Here is a 16,790-nt window from a genome sequence, read left to right on the forward strand (position 1 = left end):
GACAACCGTTCGGGTGCTGATGGTATGGCCGGAAATGCTCCTGCTTTTCGAGCCAGAAGTACCGTATTGAATCAAAGACCAGGATCGTTGAATTGACGTGAGTTGGGTCCGGGCCTGCATTGGGGCTCAACGAGTTTGGCGAGGCTCAGGAGGGGTTTGCCGAACGTCCTTAAGAGTGCAAAGACTTATGGCAAAGCGTGACTATTACGAAGTATTGGGTGTTGAGCGTGGTTCAAGCGATGCGGACCTGAAAAAGGCCTACCGTCGTCTGGCGATGAAGCATCACCCGGACCGTAATCCCGATGACAAAGCGTCGGAAGATATGTTCAAGGAGGCCAACGAGGCCTACGAAGTGCTGTCTGATTCCAGCAAGCGCGCGGCCTATGATCAATACGGTCATGCCGGTGTCGATCCGAGCATGGGTGGCGGCGGTGCCGGTTTTGGCGGTCAGAACTTTTCCGACATCTTTGGCGATGTCTTCAGTGACTTCTTCGGTGGCGGTCGCGGCGGTGCTCGTGGCGGCGCTCAGCGCGGCAGCGATCTGCGTTACACCCTGGAGCTGAATCTGGAAGAAGCGGTGCGTGGCACGACCGTGAATATCCGCGTACCAACACTGGTCAACTGCAAGCCGTGCGATGGCTCGGGCGCCAAGAAAGGCTCCTCGCCGGTCACGTGCCCGACGTGCGGTGGTATCGGTCAGGTACGCATGCAGCAAGGCTTCTTTTCGGTGCAGCAGACCTGCCCGCGCTGCCATGGCCAGGGCAAGATCATTTCCGATCCGTGCGAATCCTGCCGCGGCGAAGGTCGAGTCGAAGAGTACAAGACCCTGTCGGTGAAAGTGCCGGCCGGTGTCGATACTGGCGACCGTATTCGCTTGTCTGGCGAAGGCGAGGCGGGTGCGCAGGGTGGGCCGACCGGCGACCTGTACGTGGTGATCAATGTGCGCGAGCACGCGATTTTCCAGCGTGACGGCAAGCACTTGTTCTGCGAAGTGCCAATCAGCTTCGTTGATGCAGCGCTGGGCGGCGAGCTGGAGATTCCGACCCTCGATGGTCGGGTCAAGCTGAGAATTCCGGAAGGGACTCAGACCGGTAAGCAGTTCCGTGTTCGCGGCAAAGGTGTCGCGCCGGTTCGTGGTGGCGGTGCTGGCGACCTGATGTGTCGCGTGGTGGTCGAAACCCCGGTCAACCTGGGTCGTCGTCAGCGCGAACTGCTGGAAGAGTTGCGCAACTCCATGGCGGGTGACAACAGTCATTCGCCAAAAACCACCGGTTGGTTCGAAGGTGTGAAGCGCTTCTTCGGCGATTTGTAAGGAGTCGACATGCGACGTATAGCTGTGATGGGCGCTGCCGGGCGCATGGGCAAGATTCTGGTCGAGGCGGTGCAGCAGCGCGCGCCGCTGACCGGCCTGACGGCCGCCATAGTGCGCCCCGGCAGCACGCTGATTGGCGTGGATGCCGGTGAGCTGGCATCGCTGGGGCGAATCGGTGTGCCGCTGTCCGGCAAGCTGGATGCGGTAGTCGATGAATTCGATGTGTTGATCGACTTCACGCTGCCGGAAGTGATGCTGAAAAATCTGGAGTTCTGCCGTCAGGCGGGCAAATCCATGGTGATCGGTACCACTGGGCTGGACGCGGCGCAGAAGCAGTTGCTGGCCGAGGCGAGCAAGGATATTGCGATTGTGTTCGCGGCCAATTTCAGTGTCGGTGTCAACCTGTCGCTGAAGCTGCTCGACATGGCGGCTCGTGTGCTGGGCGATGACGCTGACATCGAAATCATCGAGGCTCATCATCGGCACAAGATCGATGCGCCTTCAGGCACGGCTCTGCGCATGGGCGAAGTGATCGCCAATGCGCTGGATCGTGATCTGCAGAAAGTTGCGGTTTATGGTCGTGAAGGTCACACCGGTGTGCGTGAGCGTGAAACGATCGGTTTCGCGACTGTTCGCGGTGGTGATGTGGTTGGTGATCATACGGTGCTCTTCGCCTGCGAGGGTGAACGACTGGAAATCACACACAAGGCATCCAGCCGTATGACCTTCGCCAAGGGGGCGGTACGTGCCGCTTTGTGGCTGGACGGTCGTGAGCCGGGTCTTTACGACATGCAAGACGTGCTCGACCTGCGGTAAGATGTGCCCGAAATCGGGTTCAAACCAGGCGTTTGAACCCGGTTTTGTTCCGCCTGGCGACGTCCTGTCGCATTCTCCGGCCTTTAGGGCTCATTGGCGGTAGACCAAAAATGCCTTTTTCTGTAAGCTACAGCTTTAGTGTGTCCACTAAAAGCGCGCAGAATAATTCGATGAAGAAGCGGGGTGACGTGTCCATACGTCACTCCGCTTTTTTACAACCTGCGATCGCCCTTTCAGGCTTTATTTACGGGAGGTCTTCTTGACTAAGCCAGCCATACTCGCCCTTGCTGATGGCAGCATTTTTCGCGGCGAAGCCATTGGAGCCGACGGTCAAACCGTTGGTGAGGTGGTGTTCAACACCGCAATGACCGGCTATCAGGAAATCCTTACCGATCCTTCCTACGCCCAACAGATCGTTACCCTGACTTACCCGCACATCGGCAATACCGGCACCACGCCGGAAGACGCCGAGTCGAACCGTGTCTGGTCGGCCGGCCTGGTCATTCGTGACTTGCCACTGGTTGCGAGCAACTGGCGTAACACGATGTCCTTGTCCGACTACCTCAAGGCCAACAATGTGGTGGCCATCGCCGGTATCGACACCCGCCGCCTGACACGCATCCTGCGTGAGAAAGGCGCGCAGAACGGCTGCATCATGGCCGGTGACAACATTTCCGAAGAAGCCGCCATTGCCGCCGCTCAGGGTTTCCCTGGCCTCAAAGGCATGGACCTGGCGAAAGTCGTCAGCACCGAAGAAAAGTACGAGTGGCGCTCGACTGTCTGGGACTTGAAAACCGACAGCCACGCGACCATCGACGCTTCCGATCTGCCGTACCACGTGGTCGCCTACGACTACGGCGTCAAGGTCAACATCCTGCGCATGCTGGTCGAGCGCGGTTGCCGCGTGACCGTGGTACCTGCGCAAACTCCGGCCGCTGAAGCGCTGGCACTGAAACCGGACGGCGTGTTCCTGTCCAACGGCCCGGGCGACCCTGAGCCATGCGACTACGCGATTCAGGCAATCAAGGAAGTGCTGGAAACCGAGATCCCGGTATTCGGTATCTGCCTCGGTCACCAACTGCTGGCTCTGGCCTCCGGCGCCAAGACCCTGAAAATGGGCCACGGCCACCACGGTGCCAACCACCCGGTTCAGGATCTGGACAGCGGTGTGGTGATGATCACCAGCCAGAACCACGGTTTTGCGGTAGACGAAGCGACCCTGCCAGGCAACGTTCGGGCGATCCACAAATCGCTGTTCGACGGCACCCTGCAAGGCATCGAGCGTACCGACAAGAGCGCCTTCAGCTTCCAGGGTCACCCTGAAGCCAGCCCCGGCCCGAACGACGTAGCGCCACTGTTTGATCGCTTCATCAACGAAATGGCCAAGCGACGCTAATCGCTCGCCCTGATGTAGCGAAGCCTGAGGGCGGTCCCGAAAACGGTGGCCCCCTCAAGGCTTCATGGATTGAACAAGACGGCTTGCCGACTGACCTGCGGATTTGAGTGACAACCCATGCCAAAACGTACAGACATTAAAAGCATCCTGATTCTCGGCGCTGGCCCGATCGTGATCGGCCAGGCCTGCGAATTCGATTACTCCGGCGCCCAGGCCTGTAAAGCCCTGCGCGAGGAGGGTTACCGCGTCATCCTGGTCAACTCCAACCCGGCGACCATCATGACCGACCCGGCCATGGCAGACGCCACTTACATCGAGCCGATCAAGTGGCAGACCGTTGCCAAGATCATCGAGAAAGAGCGTCCGGACGCGCTGTTGCCAACCATGGGTGGCCAGACCGCCCTGAACTGCGCCCTGGACCTGGAGCGCGAAGGCGTTCTGGAGAAGTTCGGCGTAGAAATGATCGGCGCCAATGCTGACACTATCGATAAGGCCGAAGACCGTTCGCGCTTCGACAAGGCGATGAAATCCATCGGTCTGGATTGCCCGCGTTCGGGTATCGCCCACAGCATGGAAGAGGCCAACGCGGTTCTCGAGCGCCTGGGCTTTCCGTGCATCATTCGTCCGTCCTTCACCATGGGCGGCACCGGTGGCGGTATCGCTTACAACCGTGAAGAGTTCGAAGAAATCTGCGCCCGCGGTCTGGACCTGTCGCCGACCAAAGAGCTGCTGATCGACGAATCGCTGATTGGCTGGAAAGAATATGAGATGGAGGTTGTCCGCGATAAGAAGGACAACTGCATCATCGTCTGCTCCATCGAAAACTTCGACCCGATGGGCGTGCACACCGGTGACTCGATCACAGTTGCGCCAGCACAGACCCTGACCGACAAGGAATACCAGATCTTGCGTAACGCCTCCCTGGCGGTACTGCGCGAGATCGGCGTCGAGACTGGCGGTTCCAACGTTCAATTCGGTATCTGTCCGAACACCGGTCGCATGGTCGTGATCGAGATGAACCCTCGGGTGTCCCGTTCCTCGGCACTGGCTTCGAAAGCCACTGGCTTTCCGATCGCCAAGGTCGCGGCCAAGCTGGCTGTGGGTTACACCCTCGACGAGCTGTCGAACGACATCACCGGCGGCAAGACTCCGGCGTCCTTCGAGCCGTCCATCGACTACGTCGTCACCAAGCTGCCACGTTTCGCCTTCGAGAAGTTCGCCAAGGCTGACGCGCGCCTGACCACTCAGATGAAGTCGGTGGGTGAAGTCATGGCCATCGGCCGTACTTTCCAGGAATCCTTGCAGAAAGCCCTGCGCGGTCTGGAAGTGGGCGTTTGCGGTCTGGACGAGAAGGTCGACCTGGGCAACCCGGAAAGCATGAGCGTGCTCAAGCGCGAGCTGACCGTGCCAGGCGCCGAGCGGATCTGGTATGTGGCGGATGCCATGCGCGCGGGCATGAGTGTTGAAGATATCTTCGGCATGACCATGATCGATCCTTGGTTCCTGGTGCAGATGGAAGATCTGATCAAGGACGAAGAGAAGGTCAAAACCCTGGGCCTGACCAGCATTGATCGCGATCTGATGTTCCGCCTCAAGCGCAAAGGCTTCTCCGACATGCGCCTGGCCAAATTGCTGGGTGTGACCGAGAAGAGCCTGCGTGCTCACCGTCACAAGCTGGAAGTCTTCCCGGTCTACAAGCGCGTCGACACCTGCGCTGCCGAATTCGCCACCGATACGGCTTACCTCTACTCGACCTACGAGGAAGAGTGCGAAGCCGCGCCATCGGGTCGCGACAAGATCATGATCCTGGGCGGCGGTCCGAACCGTATCGGCCAGGGCATCGAGTTCGACTACTGCTGCGTACACGCGGCATTGGCCCTGCGCGATGATGGTTACGAGACCATCATGGTCAACTGCAACCCGGAAACCGTTTCCACCGACTACGACACCTCCGATCGCCTGTACTTCGAGCCAGTGACTCTGGAAGACGTGCTGGAAATCGTCCGCGTCGAAAAGCCAAAAGGCGTGATCGTCCAGTATGGCGGCCAGACCCCGCTTAAACTGGCGCGTGCCCTGGAAGCTGCTGGCGTGCCGATCATCGGCACCAGCCCTGACGCCATCGACCGTGCCGAAGATCGTGAGCGCTTCCAGCAGATGGTCCAGCGCCTGAACCTGCGTCAGCCGCCAAACGCCACCGTGCGCAGCGAAGACGAAGCAATTCGTGCGGCCAGCAAGATCGGTTACCCGCTGGTGGTGCGCCCGTCCTATGTACTGGGCGGCCGTGCGATGGAAATCGTCTACGAAGAAGAAGAACTCAAGCGCTATCTGCGCGAAGCGGTTCAAGTGTCCAACGACAGCCCGGTGCTGCTGGATCACTTCCTCAACTGTGCCATCGAAATGGACGTCGATGCGGTCTGCGACGGCAAAGACGTGGTGATCGGCGCGATCATGCAGCACATCGAGCAGGCCGGCGTTCACTCCGGTGACTCCGCGTGCTCCCTGCCGCCGTACTCGCTGCCTGCTCACATCCAGGACGAGATGCGCGAACAGGTCAAGAAGATGGCCCTGGAACTGGGCGTGGTCGGCCTGATGAATGTTCAGTTGGCGCTGCAAGGCGAAGACATCTACGTCATCGAAGTCAACCCGCGTGCCTCCCGTACCGTGCCGTTCGTGTCCAAGTGCATCGGTGTTTCCCTGGCGATGATCGCTGCGCGCGTGATGGCGGGTAAAACCCTGAAAGAGTTGGGTTTCACCAAGGAAATCATTCCGAACTTCTACAGCGTGAAAGAGGCGGTATTCCCATTCGCCAAATTCCCTGGTGTGGACCCGATCCTGGGCCCGGAGATGAAGTCCACCGGTGAAGTGATGGGCGTGGGCGATACCTTTGGCGAAGCCTTTGCCAAAGCCCAGATGGGTGCCAGCGAAGTGCTGCCGACTGGCGGTACCGCGTTCATCAGTGTGCGTGATGATGACAAGCCGCTGGTTGCAGGCGTGGCTCGTGATCTGATCAACTTGGGCTTTGAAGTGGTCGCCACTGCCGGTACTGCCAAGCTGATTGAAGCCGCAGGCCTGAAAGTGCGTCGCGTGAACAAAGTGACCGAGGGGCGTCCGCACGTGGTCGACATGATCAAGAATGACGAAGTCACCCTGATCATCAACACCACCGAAGGTCGCCAGTCGATCGCCGATTCCTACTCCATTCGTCGCAATGCCTTGCAGCACAAAATCTACTGCACCACTACCATTGCTGCAGGCGAAGCTATCTGTGAAGCGCTGAAGTTCGGTCCTGAGAAGACCGTACGCCGCTTGCAGGATTTACACGCAGGATTGAAGGCATGATCAAATACCCAATGACCGTCCAGGGCGCGAAAGCCCTGGAAGAAGAGCACGCTCACCTGACCAAGGTCGTCCGTCCGAAGCTCAGCCAGGACATCGGTACGGCCCGCGAGTTGGGTGACTTGAAAGAAAACGCCGAATACCACGCTGCTCGCGAGCAGCAAGGTATGGTCGAGGCGCGGATTCGTGACATCGAAGGCCGGATTCAGAATCAGGTCATCATCGATGTCACGACCATTCCTCATACTGGCAAAGTGATTTTCGGCACTACCGTTGAAATCGCCAACGTCGAGACGGATGAGCGCGTCACTTACCACATCGTGGGTGAGGATGAGGCTGACTTCAAACTCGGCAAGATTTCCGTGGGTTCGCCACTGGCTCGCGCCTTGATCGCCAAGGAAGAGGGTGATGTGGTTGCCGTGAAAACGCCAGGTGGCGTTATCGAGTACGAGATTGTCGAAGTCCGCCACCTCTGAAAGAAGGCGCCCGCTACGTGCGGGCGCCATGCTTTGGCAACTGACCCAAATGTTGTGGGTTGGGGGTCTGTGGCTGTTGCACATCGGTCTGCTGCCGGTGCTGGGGCGAATAGGCCTGGCGCCGCTGCTGATCGACGAGATTGCAGGCATGCTGAATACACTGATGGTGGGATTTGCCACAGTGTGTGTGATTTTTCAGGCTTTGGTGCTGGTTCAGGCCGAGGGCCTTGCCAGTCTATGGCGCGATATTCGTGGGCAACTGCTGATGATGGCGTCGTATGGGGGCGCGATGTATTTCGCGGTCCATCTCGGCTGGCCGCAGGCGGCGCAATGGCAGCTGTTCAGCTATCTTGTTCTGGGATTTTCCGGGCTGGTGCTGGTGATGCAGCCGGTGCCGGGATGGAGTGCGAGGGTGCGCGAAGCACACCCTTGACCCTTGTCATCACTTGAAGCGATGGACGTTCGACAACTGCTTGTTGACGCTGAAGTTCTTGCGGTAAATCAGTGCCATCTTGCCGATGACTTGAACCAGATCGGCTTTGCCGGCCTTGCAGAGTTCTGCAATGGCTGCCAGGCGCGATTCGCGATCGAGGATGTTGAGCTTGATCTTGATCAGCTCGTGATCCGCCAAAGCACGTTCAAGTTCGGCTAACACACCTTCAGTCAAACCGTTGTCAGCCACAATTAAAACTGGTTTCAGATGGTGGCCAATGGATTTGTACTGTTTCTTCTGCTCTTGAGTGAGCGGCATAATCTGACCCTTTAGTCTGGATTCTGTAAAATGGCGGCCATTTTACCCGAGGGTTCGTGGATCCGCCCAATTAATCACGACCCTTATCATCGAGGTGCCCAATGGCGCGTTCCAAGACAAGCCTTGGTTGGCTGAAAAGACATGTCAATGATCCCTATGTGAAGCAGGCGCAGAAGGATGGTTACCGCTCGCGTGCGAGTTACAAGCTTCTGGAGGTCCAGGAGAAATACAAGCTCATCCGTCCTGGTATGAGCGTTGTCGACCTGGGTGCGGCACCCGGCGGCTGGTCGCAGGTCACTAGTCGGCTGATCGGTGGTCAGGGGCGCCTGATCGCCTCGGACATCCTGGAAATGGACAGCATTCCGGACGTGACTTTCATTCAGGGTGACTTCACCCAGGACGAAGTGCTCGCTCAGATCCTTGAAGCCGTGGGTAATTCGCAGGTGGACCTTGTGATTTCCGATATGGCCCCCAATATGAGTGGTACGCCTGAGGTGGACATGCCAAAAGCCATGTTTCTATGTGAACTGGCTCTTGATCTGGCGGCTCGGATACTCAAGCCAGGTGGTAATTTCGTGATCAAGGTGTTTCAGGGTGAAGGGTTTGATGCTTACGTGAAGGACGCTCGTCAGAAATTCGACAAGGTCCAGATGATCAAACCGGACTCTTCCCGTGGCAGTTCCCGCGAGCAATACATGCTGGCATGGGGCTACCGCGGCCGTAGTGAGTAAATCGAGGTTTTTTTGCGGGTCGATAGGTTTTTCGTATTTCGTCCCGTGAGCATTAGCGAATATTGTGTAGAAAGTGCTTCACAAAGGGTTACAGACGGCGCCTGCCAGAGCCGTAGGTAATGTAGTAAGTTAGGCCGGTGAATATCATGCGAAGCACGCGCCATTCGCGGAGCTTGCTTCAGAGGGTAGTTAATTGAACGATATGGCAAAGAATCTGATCCTGTGGTTGATCATCGCGGCTGTCCTGGTGACGGTGATGAACAACTTCTCCAGCCCTAACGAGCCGCAGACCCTCAACTATTCCGACTTCATCCAGCAGGTCAAGGATGGCAAGGTCGAGCGCGTAGCGGTTGATGGCTACGTGATTACCGGAAAGCGCACCGATGGCGACAGTTTCAAGACCATCCGTCCGGCAATCCAGGACAATGGCCTGATCGGCGACCTCGTGGATAACCGCGTGGTAGTCGAAGGCAAGCAGCCTGAGCAGCAAAGCATCTGGACTCAACTCCTGGTCGCAAGCTTCCCGATTCTGGTGATTATCGCTGTCTTCATGTTTTTCATGCGGCAGATGCAGGGCGGTGCCGGCGGCAAAGGCGGGCCTATGAGCTTCGGCAAGAGCAAGGCGCGCCTGCTCTCGGAAGATCAGGTGAAAACCACCTTGGCTGACGTTGCCGGTTGCGACGAAGCCAAGGAAGAAGTTGGCGAACTGGTCGAGTTCCTGCGTGATCCGGGCAAGTTCCAGCGTTTGGGCGGTCGCATTCCTCGCGGCGTGCTGATGGTCGGTCCTCCCGGTACTGGTAAAACCCTGATCGCCAAGGCGATTGCCGGCGAAGCCAAAGTGCCGTTCTTCACTATTTCCGGTTCCGATTTCGTCGAAATGTTCGTCGGTGTCGGTGCCAGTCGTGTACGTGACATGTTCGAGCAGGCGAAGAAGCACGCGCCATGCATCATCTTTATCGATGAAATCGACGCCGTCGGTCGCCATCGTGGTGCCGGCATGGGCGGCGGTCACGACGAGCGCGAACAGACACTCAACCAGTTGCTGGTAGAGATGGACGGCTTCGAGATGAATGACGGCATCATCGTCATTGCAGCGACCAACCGTCCCGACGTACTGGACCCTGCATTGCTGCGTCCGGGTCGTTTCGACCGTCAGGTCGTGGTCGGTCTGCCGGATATCCGCGGTCGCGAGCAGATTCTCAAGGTCCACATGCGCAAAGTGCCAATGGGTGACGACGTTGCTCCGGCCGTGATCGCACGTGGTACGCCTGGTTTCTCCGGTGCCGACCTGGCCAACCTGGTGAACGAGGCATCGTTGTTCGCAGCTCGTGCCGGCAAGCGTATCGTCGAGATGAAAGAGTTCGAACTGGCCAAAGACAAGATCATGATGGGTGCCGAGCGCAAATCCATGGTCATGTCCGAGAAAGAAAAGCAGAACACTGCTTATCACGAAGCCGGCCACGCTATCGTCGGCCGTGTCGTACCTGAGCATGATCCGGTCTACAAAGTGTCGATCATCCCGCGCGGTCGTGCGCTGGGTGTGACCATGTTCCTGCCGGAAGAAGATCGCTACAGCCTGTCCAAGCGTGCGTTGATCAGCCAGATCTGCTCGTTGTACGGCGGTCGTATCGCTGAAGAGATGACCCTGGGCTTCGACGGTGTCACCACAGGTGCATCCAACGACATCATGCGTGCCAGCCAGATCGCACGGAACATGGTGACCAAATGGGGGCTGTCGGAAAAACTCGGTCCATTGATGTATGCCGAAGAAGAAGGCGAAGTGTTCCTTGGTCGTGGCGGCGGTGGCCAACATGCCAGCTTCTCTGGTGAGACAGCCAAACTGATCGACTCCGAAGTACGCAGCATCATTGACCAGTGCTATGGCACGGCCAAGCAGATCCTTACGGATAACCGTGACAAGCTTGATGCCATGGCGGATGCCTTGATGAAATACGAGACGATCGATGCCGATCAGATCGATGACATCATGGCGGGTCGTGCGCCTCGCGAACCTCGCGACTGGTCTGGCGGCAGCGATACTCCTGGCACGCCTCCGGCGGTGCAGGATGGGCGTCCAGAAACGCCAATCGGTGGCCCGGCTGCTGACGTATAAGGCTTGAAATGACTTCTGTTCAGTCCTCGACCCGGTTGCCTTGCGGCAACCGGGTTCTTGATTTGGCCCAGACGCATGTCATGGGCATTCTCAATGTCACTCCCGACTCCTTTTCCGATGGTGGCCGATACAGTCAGCTGGATGCGGCGCTGCGTCATGCCGAGGCAATGATGGTGGCTGGTGCGACGCTGATTGACATTGGTGGCGAATCGACCCGGCCCGGTGCCAGGGCGGTTTCACCGCTTGAGGAGCTGGAGCGTGTAGCGCCCATCGTCGAGTGCATTCATCGTGAACTCGATGTGATTATCTCGGTCGATACTTCCACGCCGGCGGTCATGCGAGAAACCGCAAGGTTGGGGGCGGGGTTGATCAATGATGTGCGTTCGTTGCGTCGGGATGGTGCCCTGGATGCCGCAGCGGCCACCGGTTTGCCGGTGTGTCTGATGCATATGCTTGGTGAGCCAGGTGACATGCAGGACAATCCGCAGTATCAGAATGTGACGAAAGAGGTCGGCGAGTTTCTCGCTGAACGCATGGTCCAGTGCGCGTCAGTGGGTATTCCCGCTGAACGGATCATTCTCGATCCGGGCTTCGGCTTCGCGAAAACCTTGCAACACAATTTGAGCCTGTTTAAGCATATGGAGGCCTTGCATGCCTTGGGGCGGCCCCTGTTGGTGGGGGTTTCGCGAAAGAGCATGATCGGGCAAGCCTTGAATCGGCCGGTGGGGGAGCGTCTGCATGGCGGTTTGGCGCTTGCGGCACTGGCTTCGATCAAGGGGGCGCGTATATTGCGCGTCCATGATGTAGCCGAAACCGTTGATGTGGTGCGGATGATCGCCGCCGTAGAATCAGCCGAATAAGAATGATGGAGTACTTATGAGCAAGAAATACTTTGGCACCGACGGCATTCGTGGTCGGGTCGGTGAATACCCGATTACTCCTGATTTCATGCTCAAGCTTGGCTGGGCGGCAGGCATGGCATTTCGCAGCATGGGTGCCTGCAAGGTGCTCGTGGGCAAGGACACCCGGATCTCCGGTTATATGTTTGAGTCGGCACTTGAGGCCGGGCTGACCTCGGCCGGTGCTGATGTGATGCTCCTGGGGCCGATGCCGACGCCGGCCATCGCCTATCTGACGCGTACTTTTCATGCTGAAGCGGGTATCGTGATCAGCGCTTCGCATAACCCTCATGACGACAACGGCATCAAATTTTTCTCCGGGAAGGGCACCAAACTTCCGGATGAAGTCGAGTTGATGATCGAAGAGTTGCTCGACACACCGATGACTGTGGTTGAGTCGAGCAAGATCGGCAAGGTGTCGCGAATCAACGATGCCTCGGGCCGTTACATCGAATTTTGCAAGAGCAGCGTTCCGACCGGCACCAGTTTTGCCGGGCTGAAGATCGTGATCGACTGTGCCCATGGTGCGACCTATAAAGTGGCGCCTAGTGTTTTCCGTGAGCTGGGGGCCGACGTTGTTGTGCTTTCTGCTCATCCTAATGGCCTGAACATCAATGAGAATTGCGGTTCAACCCATATGGAGCCGTTGCAAGCTGCCGTGCTGGCCGAGCACGCCGATTTGGGTATTGCCTTTGACGGTGATGGTGATCGGGTGCAGATGGTCGATCACACCGGCGCTGTCGTCGACGGTGACGAGTTGTTGTTTATCATTGCTCGCGATCTGCAGGAGCGCGGCAAGTTGCAGGGCGGCGTGGTCGGTACGCTGATGAGTAACCTGGGGCTGGAATTGGCCTTGGCTGATCTGGCCATTCCTTTTGTGCGTGCCAACGTTGGCGACCGCTACGTGATCTCCGAGTTGCTGGAGCGCGATTGGCAGGTGGGTGGCGAGAACTCGGGGCACATCGTTTGCTTCAGTCATACCACCACCGGTGATGCAATTATTGCCGCGTTGCAGGTGTTGATGGCGCTGAAGAGGCGCGTAGAAAGCCTGGCTCAGTGCCGTCAGGCGCTGCGCAAGTGTCCTCAGGTGCTGATCAATGTCCGCTTTGGTGGTGGTGCGAATCCGCTCGAGCATTCGACCGTCAAGGCGGCCAGTGACCGAGTTACTCAAGCAATGGCAGGTCGTGGGCGTGTGCTATTGCGCAAGTCCGGGACAGAGCCGCTGGTGCGGGTCATGGTCGAGGGTGAGGACGAAACGCAGGTTCGCGGTTACGCCGAAGAGCTCGCAAAACTGGTAACTGAAGTTTCTGTCTGATTTCGGCTTGCCAGCCATGATTGTGTTGGGTAACATCTGCGCCCACTTTGACCGACGAGGTACAGCATGCGTCGCCCTATGGTAGCTGGTAACTGGAAGATGCACGGTACCCGCGCCAGCGTCGCTGAGCTGATCGACGGCCTTCGTCATCTGGCCTTGCCGAGCGGTGTTGATGTCGCGGTATTCCCGCCTTGCTTGTATATCAATCAAGTGATTGATGGCTTGAAAGGCAAGTCGATTTCGGTCGGCGCGCAGAATTCTGCAGTGGAATCCAGACAAGGTGCGTTGACTGGTGAAATTGCGCCGAGTCAATTGGTGGATGCAGGTTGTTCCCTGGTGCTTGTCGGGCACTCCGAGCGCCGCCAGATAATGGGCGAGCAGGATGGAATGCTGATTCGCAAGTTTGCAGCGGCACAGGCAAGTGGCTTGATTCCGGTGTTGTGCGTAGGGGAAACCCTCGAAGAGCGCGAAGCTGGAAAAACTCTTGAGATTGTCGGGCGTCAGCTTGTCAGTATCATCGAGGAGCTGGGTGTAGGTGTCTTTGCAAGAGCGGTAATCGCTTATGAGCCGGTCTGGGCCATTGGCACCGGGCTGACTGCTTCGCCGCAACAGGCGCAGGATGTGCATGCAGCTATCCGCGCTCAGTTGGCGGCAGAGAATTCTGAAATCGCGCAAGGTGTGCGGCTTCTATACGGCGGCAGCGTGAAGGCGGCCAATGCGGCCGAACTGTTCGGCATGCCGGATATCGATGGGGGGCTCATTGGTGGGGCCTCCCTGAATGCAGATGAGTTCGGTGCGATTTGTCGCGCCGCGGGAAACTGAAAAAATGCTGGAAACAGTCGTAGTCGTTTTTCATCTGCTGGGTGCATTGGGCGTAGTTGCTCTGGTTTTGCTGCAGCAGGGTAAAGGTGCGGACGCTGGCGCGTCTTTCGGAGCAGGTGCTTCAAATACTGTGTTCGGAAGCCAAGGTTCCTCTACCTTTCTTAGTAAGTTTACTGCTATACTTGCCGCCGGTTTCTTCATAACCAGCTTGGGGTTAGGTTACTTTGCTAAAGAGAAGGCTCAAGAGCTGACTCAAGCAGGTTTGCCAAACCCGGCAGTGTTGGAAGTTCCAAAGCAACAACCGGCTTCTGATGATGTCCCGGTGCTTCAAGAGCAAAAGTCGGCTACTCCAGCGACTGACGTGCCTCCAGCTCAAGAGCAAAAGTAAGAAGGGTTTCAAAACGTAGTATTGCCGAGGTGGTGGAATTGGTAGACACGCAACCTTGAGGTGGTTGTGCCCATAGGGTGTAGGGGTTCGAGTCCCCTTCTCGGTACCAATTGTCAGGAGAGCCCGCTGTTGCGGGCTTTCTTGTAGGTGGAAGGTTACATTGACCCTGTCAGGGATCGGTCGTATACTTCCGCCCCAGCTTTGTCGCGGGGTGGAGCAGTCTGGTAGCTCGTCGGGCTCATAACCCGAAGGTCGTCGGTTCAAATCCGGCCCCCGCAACCAGTTTAAGGAGCCCCTTTTAAGGGGCTTTTTGTTAGCTGGACACTTTCAACGCCGCTGTTCAACGGCGTTTCAAGGATGGGCGTTTCGCCCATTTTTTTATTTTGCACAGCATGCACATACATGCACGAGGGGGTTCAGGTGTCGAGCAAGCTAGAAGAGTTGCAGGCCTTGCTGGCCCCGGTGGTCGTGGCCCTAGGCTATGAATGCTGGGGTATTGAGTTTTCGGCTCAAGGTCGTCACTCAATGTTGCGCGTTTATATCGATAAAGAGGGCGGCGTGCTGGTGGACGATTGTGCCATCGTCAGCCGTCAGATCAGCGGTGTACTGGATGTTGAAGATCCTATCTCCGTTGAATACACCCTTGAAGTTTCCTCGCCTGGCATGGAACGCCCACTGTTCACTATTGAGCAGTTTGCAAAATTTGCCGGTGAACAAGTGAAGATCAAGCTGCGTTCGCCTTTTGAAGGTCGGCGCAACTTTCAGGGCCTTCTGCGCGGTGTAGAAGAGCAGGACGTCGTGGTGCAGGTTGAAGACCATGAGTTCCTGTTGCCGATCGATATGATCGACAAGGCCAACATTATTCCCAGTTTTGACTGAGACGCGGATCCCGCGGATCCAATGGCTTGCGAAAGGCGAGGCGTACGATGAGCAAAGAAGTACTGCTGGTTGTTGAGTCGGTATCCAATGAAAAAGGCGTACCGGCAAACGTAATTTTTGAAGCGCTGGAGCTGGCTCTGGCCACTGCTACCAAAAAGCGTTTCGAGGACGAAGTCGATCTGCGTGTGGAAATCAATCGCCACACCGGTGCTTACGAGACATTCCGTCGCTGGACGGTCGTCGAGGAAGCAGATCTGGACGATCCGGCCATCGAAACCTGGCCGAGCAAGGTTGCCGAAACGCATCCTGGCGCCAAGGTCGGTGACGTGGTCGAAGAAAAGATCGAGTCCATCGAGTTCGGCCGCATCGCTGCACAGACTGCCAAGCAAGTCATCGTGCAGAAGGTTCGCGAAGCCGAGCGTGCTCAAGTCGTCGATGCCTACCGCGAGCGCCTGGGAGAAATCATCTCCGGCACCGTGAAGAAAGTCACCCGCGACAACGTGATCGTCGATCTGGGCAATAACGCTGAAGCGTTGCTGGCACGTGAAGACATCATTTCTCGCGAAACCTTCCGGGTTGGCGTGCGTCTGCGTGCGCTGCTCAAGGAAATCCGCACCGAGAACCGCGGCCCTCAGCTGATCCTGTCGCGTACCGCGCCGGAAATGCTGATCGAGTTGTTCCGCATCGAAGTGCCGGAAATCGCTGAAGGCCTGATTGAAGTAATGGCTGCGTCCCGCGACCCGGGTTCGCGCGCCAAGATCGCGGTCCGCTCCAAGGACAAACGCATTGATCCACAAGGCGCTTGCATCGGTATGCGCGGTTCGCGCGTCCAGGCAGTATCGGGCGAATTGGGCGGCGAGCGTGTGGACATCGTCCTGTGGGACGATAATCCGGCGCAGTTCGTGATCAATGCAATGTCGCCGGCTGAAGTGGCGGCAATTATCGTTGACGAAGATGCCCATGCAATGGACATCGCCGTTGGCGCAGACAATCTGGCTCAGGCCATTGGTCGCGGTGGTCAGAACGTGCGTCTGGCTAGCCAGTTGACTGGCTGGACCCTGAACGTGATGACCGAATCGGACATCCAGGCTAAGCAACAAGCAGAAACCGGCGACATCCTGCGCAACTTCATCGAAGAGCTTGAAGTCGATGAAGAACTGGCTCAGGTGCTGGTAGATGAAGGTTTCACCAGCCTGGAAGAGATTGCCTACGTACCGTTGGAAGAAATGCTCAACATCGACGGCTTTGACGAAGATATCGTCAACGAGCTTCGCGCTCGTGCCAAGGATCGTTTGTTGACCAAAGCCATCGCTACTGAGGAAAAGCTGGCAGACGCCCATCCGGCCGAAGACCTGCTCTCGCTTGAGGGTATGGACAAGGATTTGGCGATGGAACTGGCGGTGCGCGGCGTAATTACCCGCGAAGACCTGGCCGAGCAGTCTATTGACGACCTGCTCGACATCGACGGCATTGACGATGATCGTGCCGGCAAGTTGATCATGGCCGCCCGAGCCCATTGGTTCGAGTAATTAGGCGCGGCCTGAGGAGAGAAGTGC

The 16,790-nt window shown here is 57.5% G+C and carries 15 protein-coding genes and 2 tRNA genes; 16 read left to right on the forward strand and 1 reads right to left on the reverse strand.

Translation table 11 applies throughout. From position 1 onward, the window contains the following. Positions 1-187 precede the first annotated feature (187 nt). From dnaJ to FHW68_RS21605, 6 genes are all read left to right on the forward strand, one after another. Positions 188-1,312 (forward strand): molecular chaperone DnaJ, encoded by a 1,125-nt coding sequence (gene dnaJ / locus FHW68_RS21580; RefSeq protein ID WP_095631219.1) that lies wholly within the window; start codon positions 188-190, stop codon positions 1,310-1,312. Between the two features lie 9 nt (positions 1,313-1,321). Then, on the forward strand, positions 1,322-2,128 hold the full coding sequence (gene dapB / locus FHW68_RS21585) for a 4-hydroxy-tetrahydrodipicolinate reductase (RefSeq protein WP_095631220.1): 807 nt from the start codon (positions 1,322-1,324) through the stop codon (positions 2,126-2,128). Between the two features lie 259 nt (positions 2,129-2,387). Then, positions 2,388-3,524 carry a glutamine-hydrolyzing carbamoyl-phosphate synthase small subunit gene (gene carA, locus FHW68_RS21590; protein WP_095631221.1) on the forward strand — a complete coding sequence of 379 codons (1,137 nt, stop codon included), beginning with the start codon at positions 2,388-2,390 and terminating at the stop codon, positions 3,522-3,524. Positions 3,525-3,641: 117 nt separating this feature from the next. Continuing rightward, positions 3,642-6,863, forward strand: a complete 3,222-nt coding sequence (gene carB / locus FHW68_RS21595; RefSeq protein ID WP_095631222.1) for a carbamoyl-phosphate synthase large subunit — start codon at positions 3,642-3,644, stop codon at positions 6,861-6,863. Continuing rightward, positions 6,860-7,336, forward strand: a complete 477-nt coding sequence (gene greA / locus FHW68_RS21600) for a transcription elongation factor GreA (RefSeq protein ID WP_007942892.1) — start codon at positions 6,860-6,862, stop codon at positions 7,334-7,336. The genes carB and greA overlap by 4 nt, the downstream gene beginning before the upstream one ends. Before the next feature lie 28 nt (positions 7,337-7,364). Further along, positions 7,365-7,769, forward strand: a complete 405-nt coding sequence (locus FHW68_RS21605; RefSeq protein WP_183683037.1) for an MFS transporter — start codon at positions 7,365-7,367, stop codon at positions 7,767-7,769. A 9-nt stretch (positions 7,770-7,778) separates the two neighbouring features. Here the strand turns inward: FHW68_RS21605 and FHW68_RS21610 are convergent, their stop codons facing one another. Beyond that, positions 7,779-8,087 (reverse strand): YhbY family RNA-binding protein, encoded by a 309-nt coding sequence (locus FHW68_RS21610; protein WP_007900503.1) that lies wholly within the window; start codon positions 8,085-8,087, stop codon positions 7,779-7,781. Positions 8,088-8,188: 101 nt separating this feature from the next. On the opposite strand from FHW68_RS21610, the gene rlmE reads away from it, so the two are divergent. The 10 genes from rlmE to nusA all read left to right on the forward strand — a co-directional run bounded on the left by rlmE (position 8,189) and on the right by nusA (position 16,763). After that, positions 8,189-8,818, forward strand: a complete 630-nt coding sequence (rlmE, locus tag FHW68_RS21615; RefSeq protein ID WP_007900501.1) for a 23S rRNA (uridine(2552)-2'-O)-methyltransferase RlmE — start codon at positions 8,189-8,191, stop codon at positions 8,816-8,818. A 202-nt stretch (positions 8,819-9,020) separates the two neighbouring features. Next, on the forward strand, positions 9,021-10,931 hold the full coding sequence (gene ftsH, locus FHW68_RS21620; protein ID WP_095631224.1) for an ATP-dependent zinc metalloprotease FtsH: 1,911 nt from the start codon (positions 9,021-9,023) through the stop codon (positions 10,929-10,931). An 8-nt stretch (positions 10,932-10,939) separates the two neighbouring features. Then, positions 10,940-11,791, forward strand: a complete 852-nt coding sequence (gene folP, locus FHW68_RS21625) for a dihydropteroate synthase (protein WP_095631225.1) — start codon at positions 10,940-10,942, stop codon at positions 11,789-11,791. Between the two features lie 16 nt (positions 11,792-11,807). Beyond that, a complete protein-coding gene (gene glmM / locus FHW68_RS21630; RefSeq protein WP_095631226.1) occupies positions 11,808-13,145 on the forward strand; it encodes a phosphoglucosamine mutase in 1,338 nt (445 codons plus the stop codon). Between the two features lie 66 nt (positions 13,146-13,211). Continuing rightward, positions 13,212-13,967 carry a triose-phosphate isomerase gene (gene tpiA / locus FHW68_RS21635; protein ID WP_095631227.1) on the forward strand — a complete coding sequence of 252 codons (756 nt, stop codon included), beginning with the start codon at positions 13,212-13,214 and terminating at the stop codon, positions 13,965-13,967. Between the two features lie 4 nt (positions 13,968-13,971). After that, a complete protein-coding gene (secG, locus tag FHW68_RS21640; RefSeq protein ID WP_095631228.1) occupies positions 13,972-14,355 on the forward strand; it encodes a preprotein translocase subunit SecG in 384 nt (127 codons plus the stop codon). A gap of 23 nt (positions 14,356-14,378) precedes the next feature. Next, positions 14,379-14,464: transfer RNA gene (locus FHW68_RS21645), tRNA-Leu, on the forward strand. A 96-nt stretch (positions 14,465-14,560) separates the two neighbouring features. Beyond that, positions 14,561-14,637, forward strand: a tRNA-Met gene (locus tag FHW68_RS21650). 138 nt (positions 14,638-14,775) lie between these two features. Further along, positions 14,776-15,234 carry a ribosome maturation factor RimP gene (gene rimP, locus FHW68_RS21655; RefSeq protein ID WP_038843818.1) on the forward strand — a complete coding sequence of 153 codons (459 nt, stop codon included), beginning with the start codon at positions 14,776-14,778 and terminating at the stop codon, positions 15,232-15,234. A gap of 47 nt (positions 15,235-15,281) precedes the next feature. Continuing rightward, complete coding sequence (gene nusA / locus FHW68_RS21660; RefSeq protein WP_056854968.1) at positions 15,282-16,763, forward strand: transcription termination factor NusA; 1,482 nt, start codon at positions 15,282-15,284, stop codon at positions 16,761-16,763. Positions 16,764-16,790: the final 27 nt, after the last annotated feature.

It is taken from the genome of Pseudomonas sp. Tn43 (assembly GCF_014192635.1).
GTDB lineage: Bacteria > Pseudomonadota > Gammaproteobacteria > Pseudomonadales > Pseudomonadaceae > Aquipseudomonas.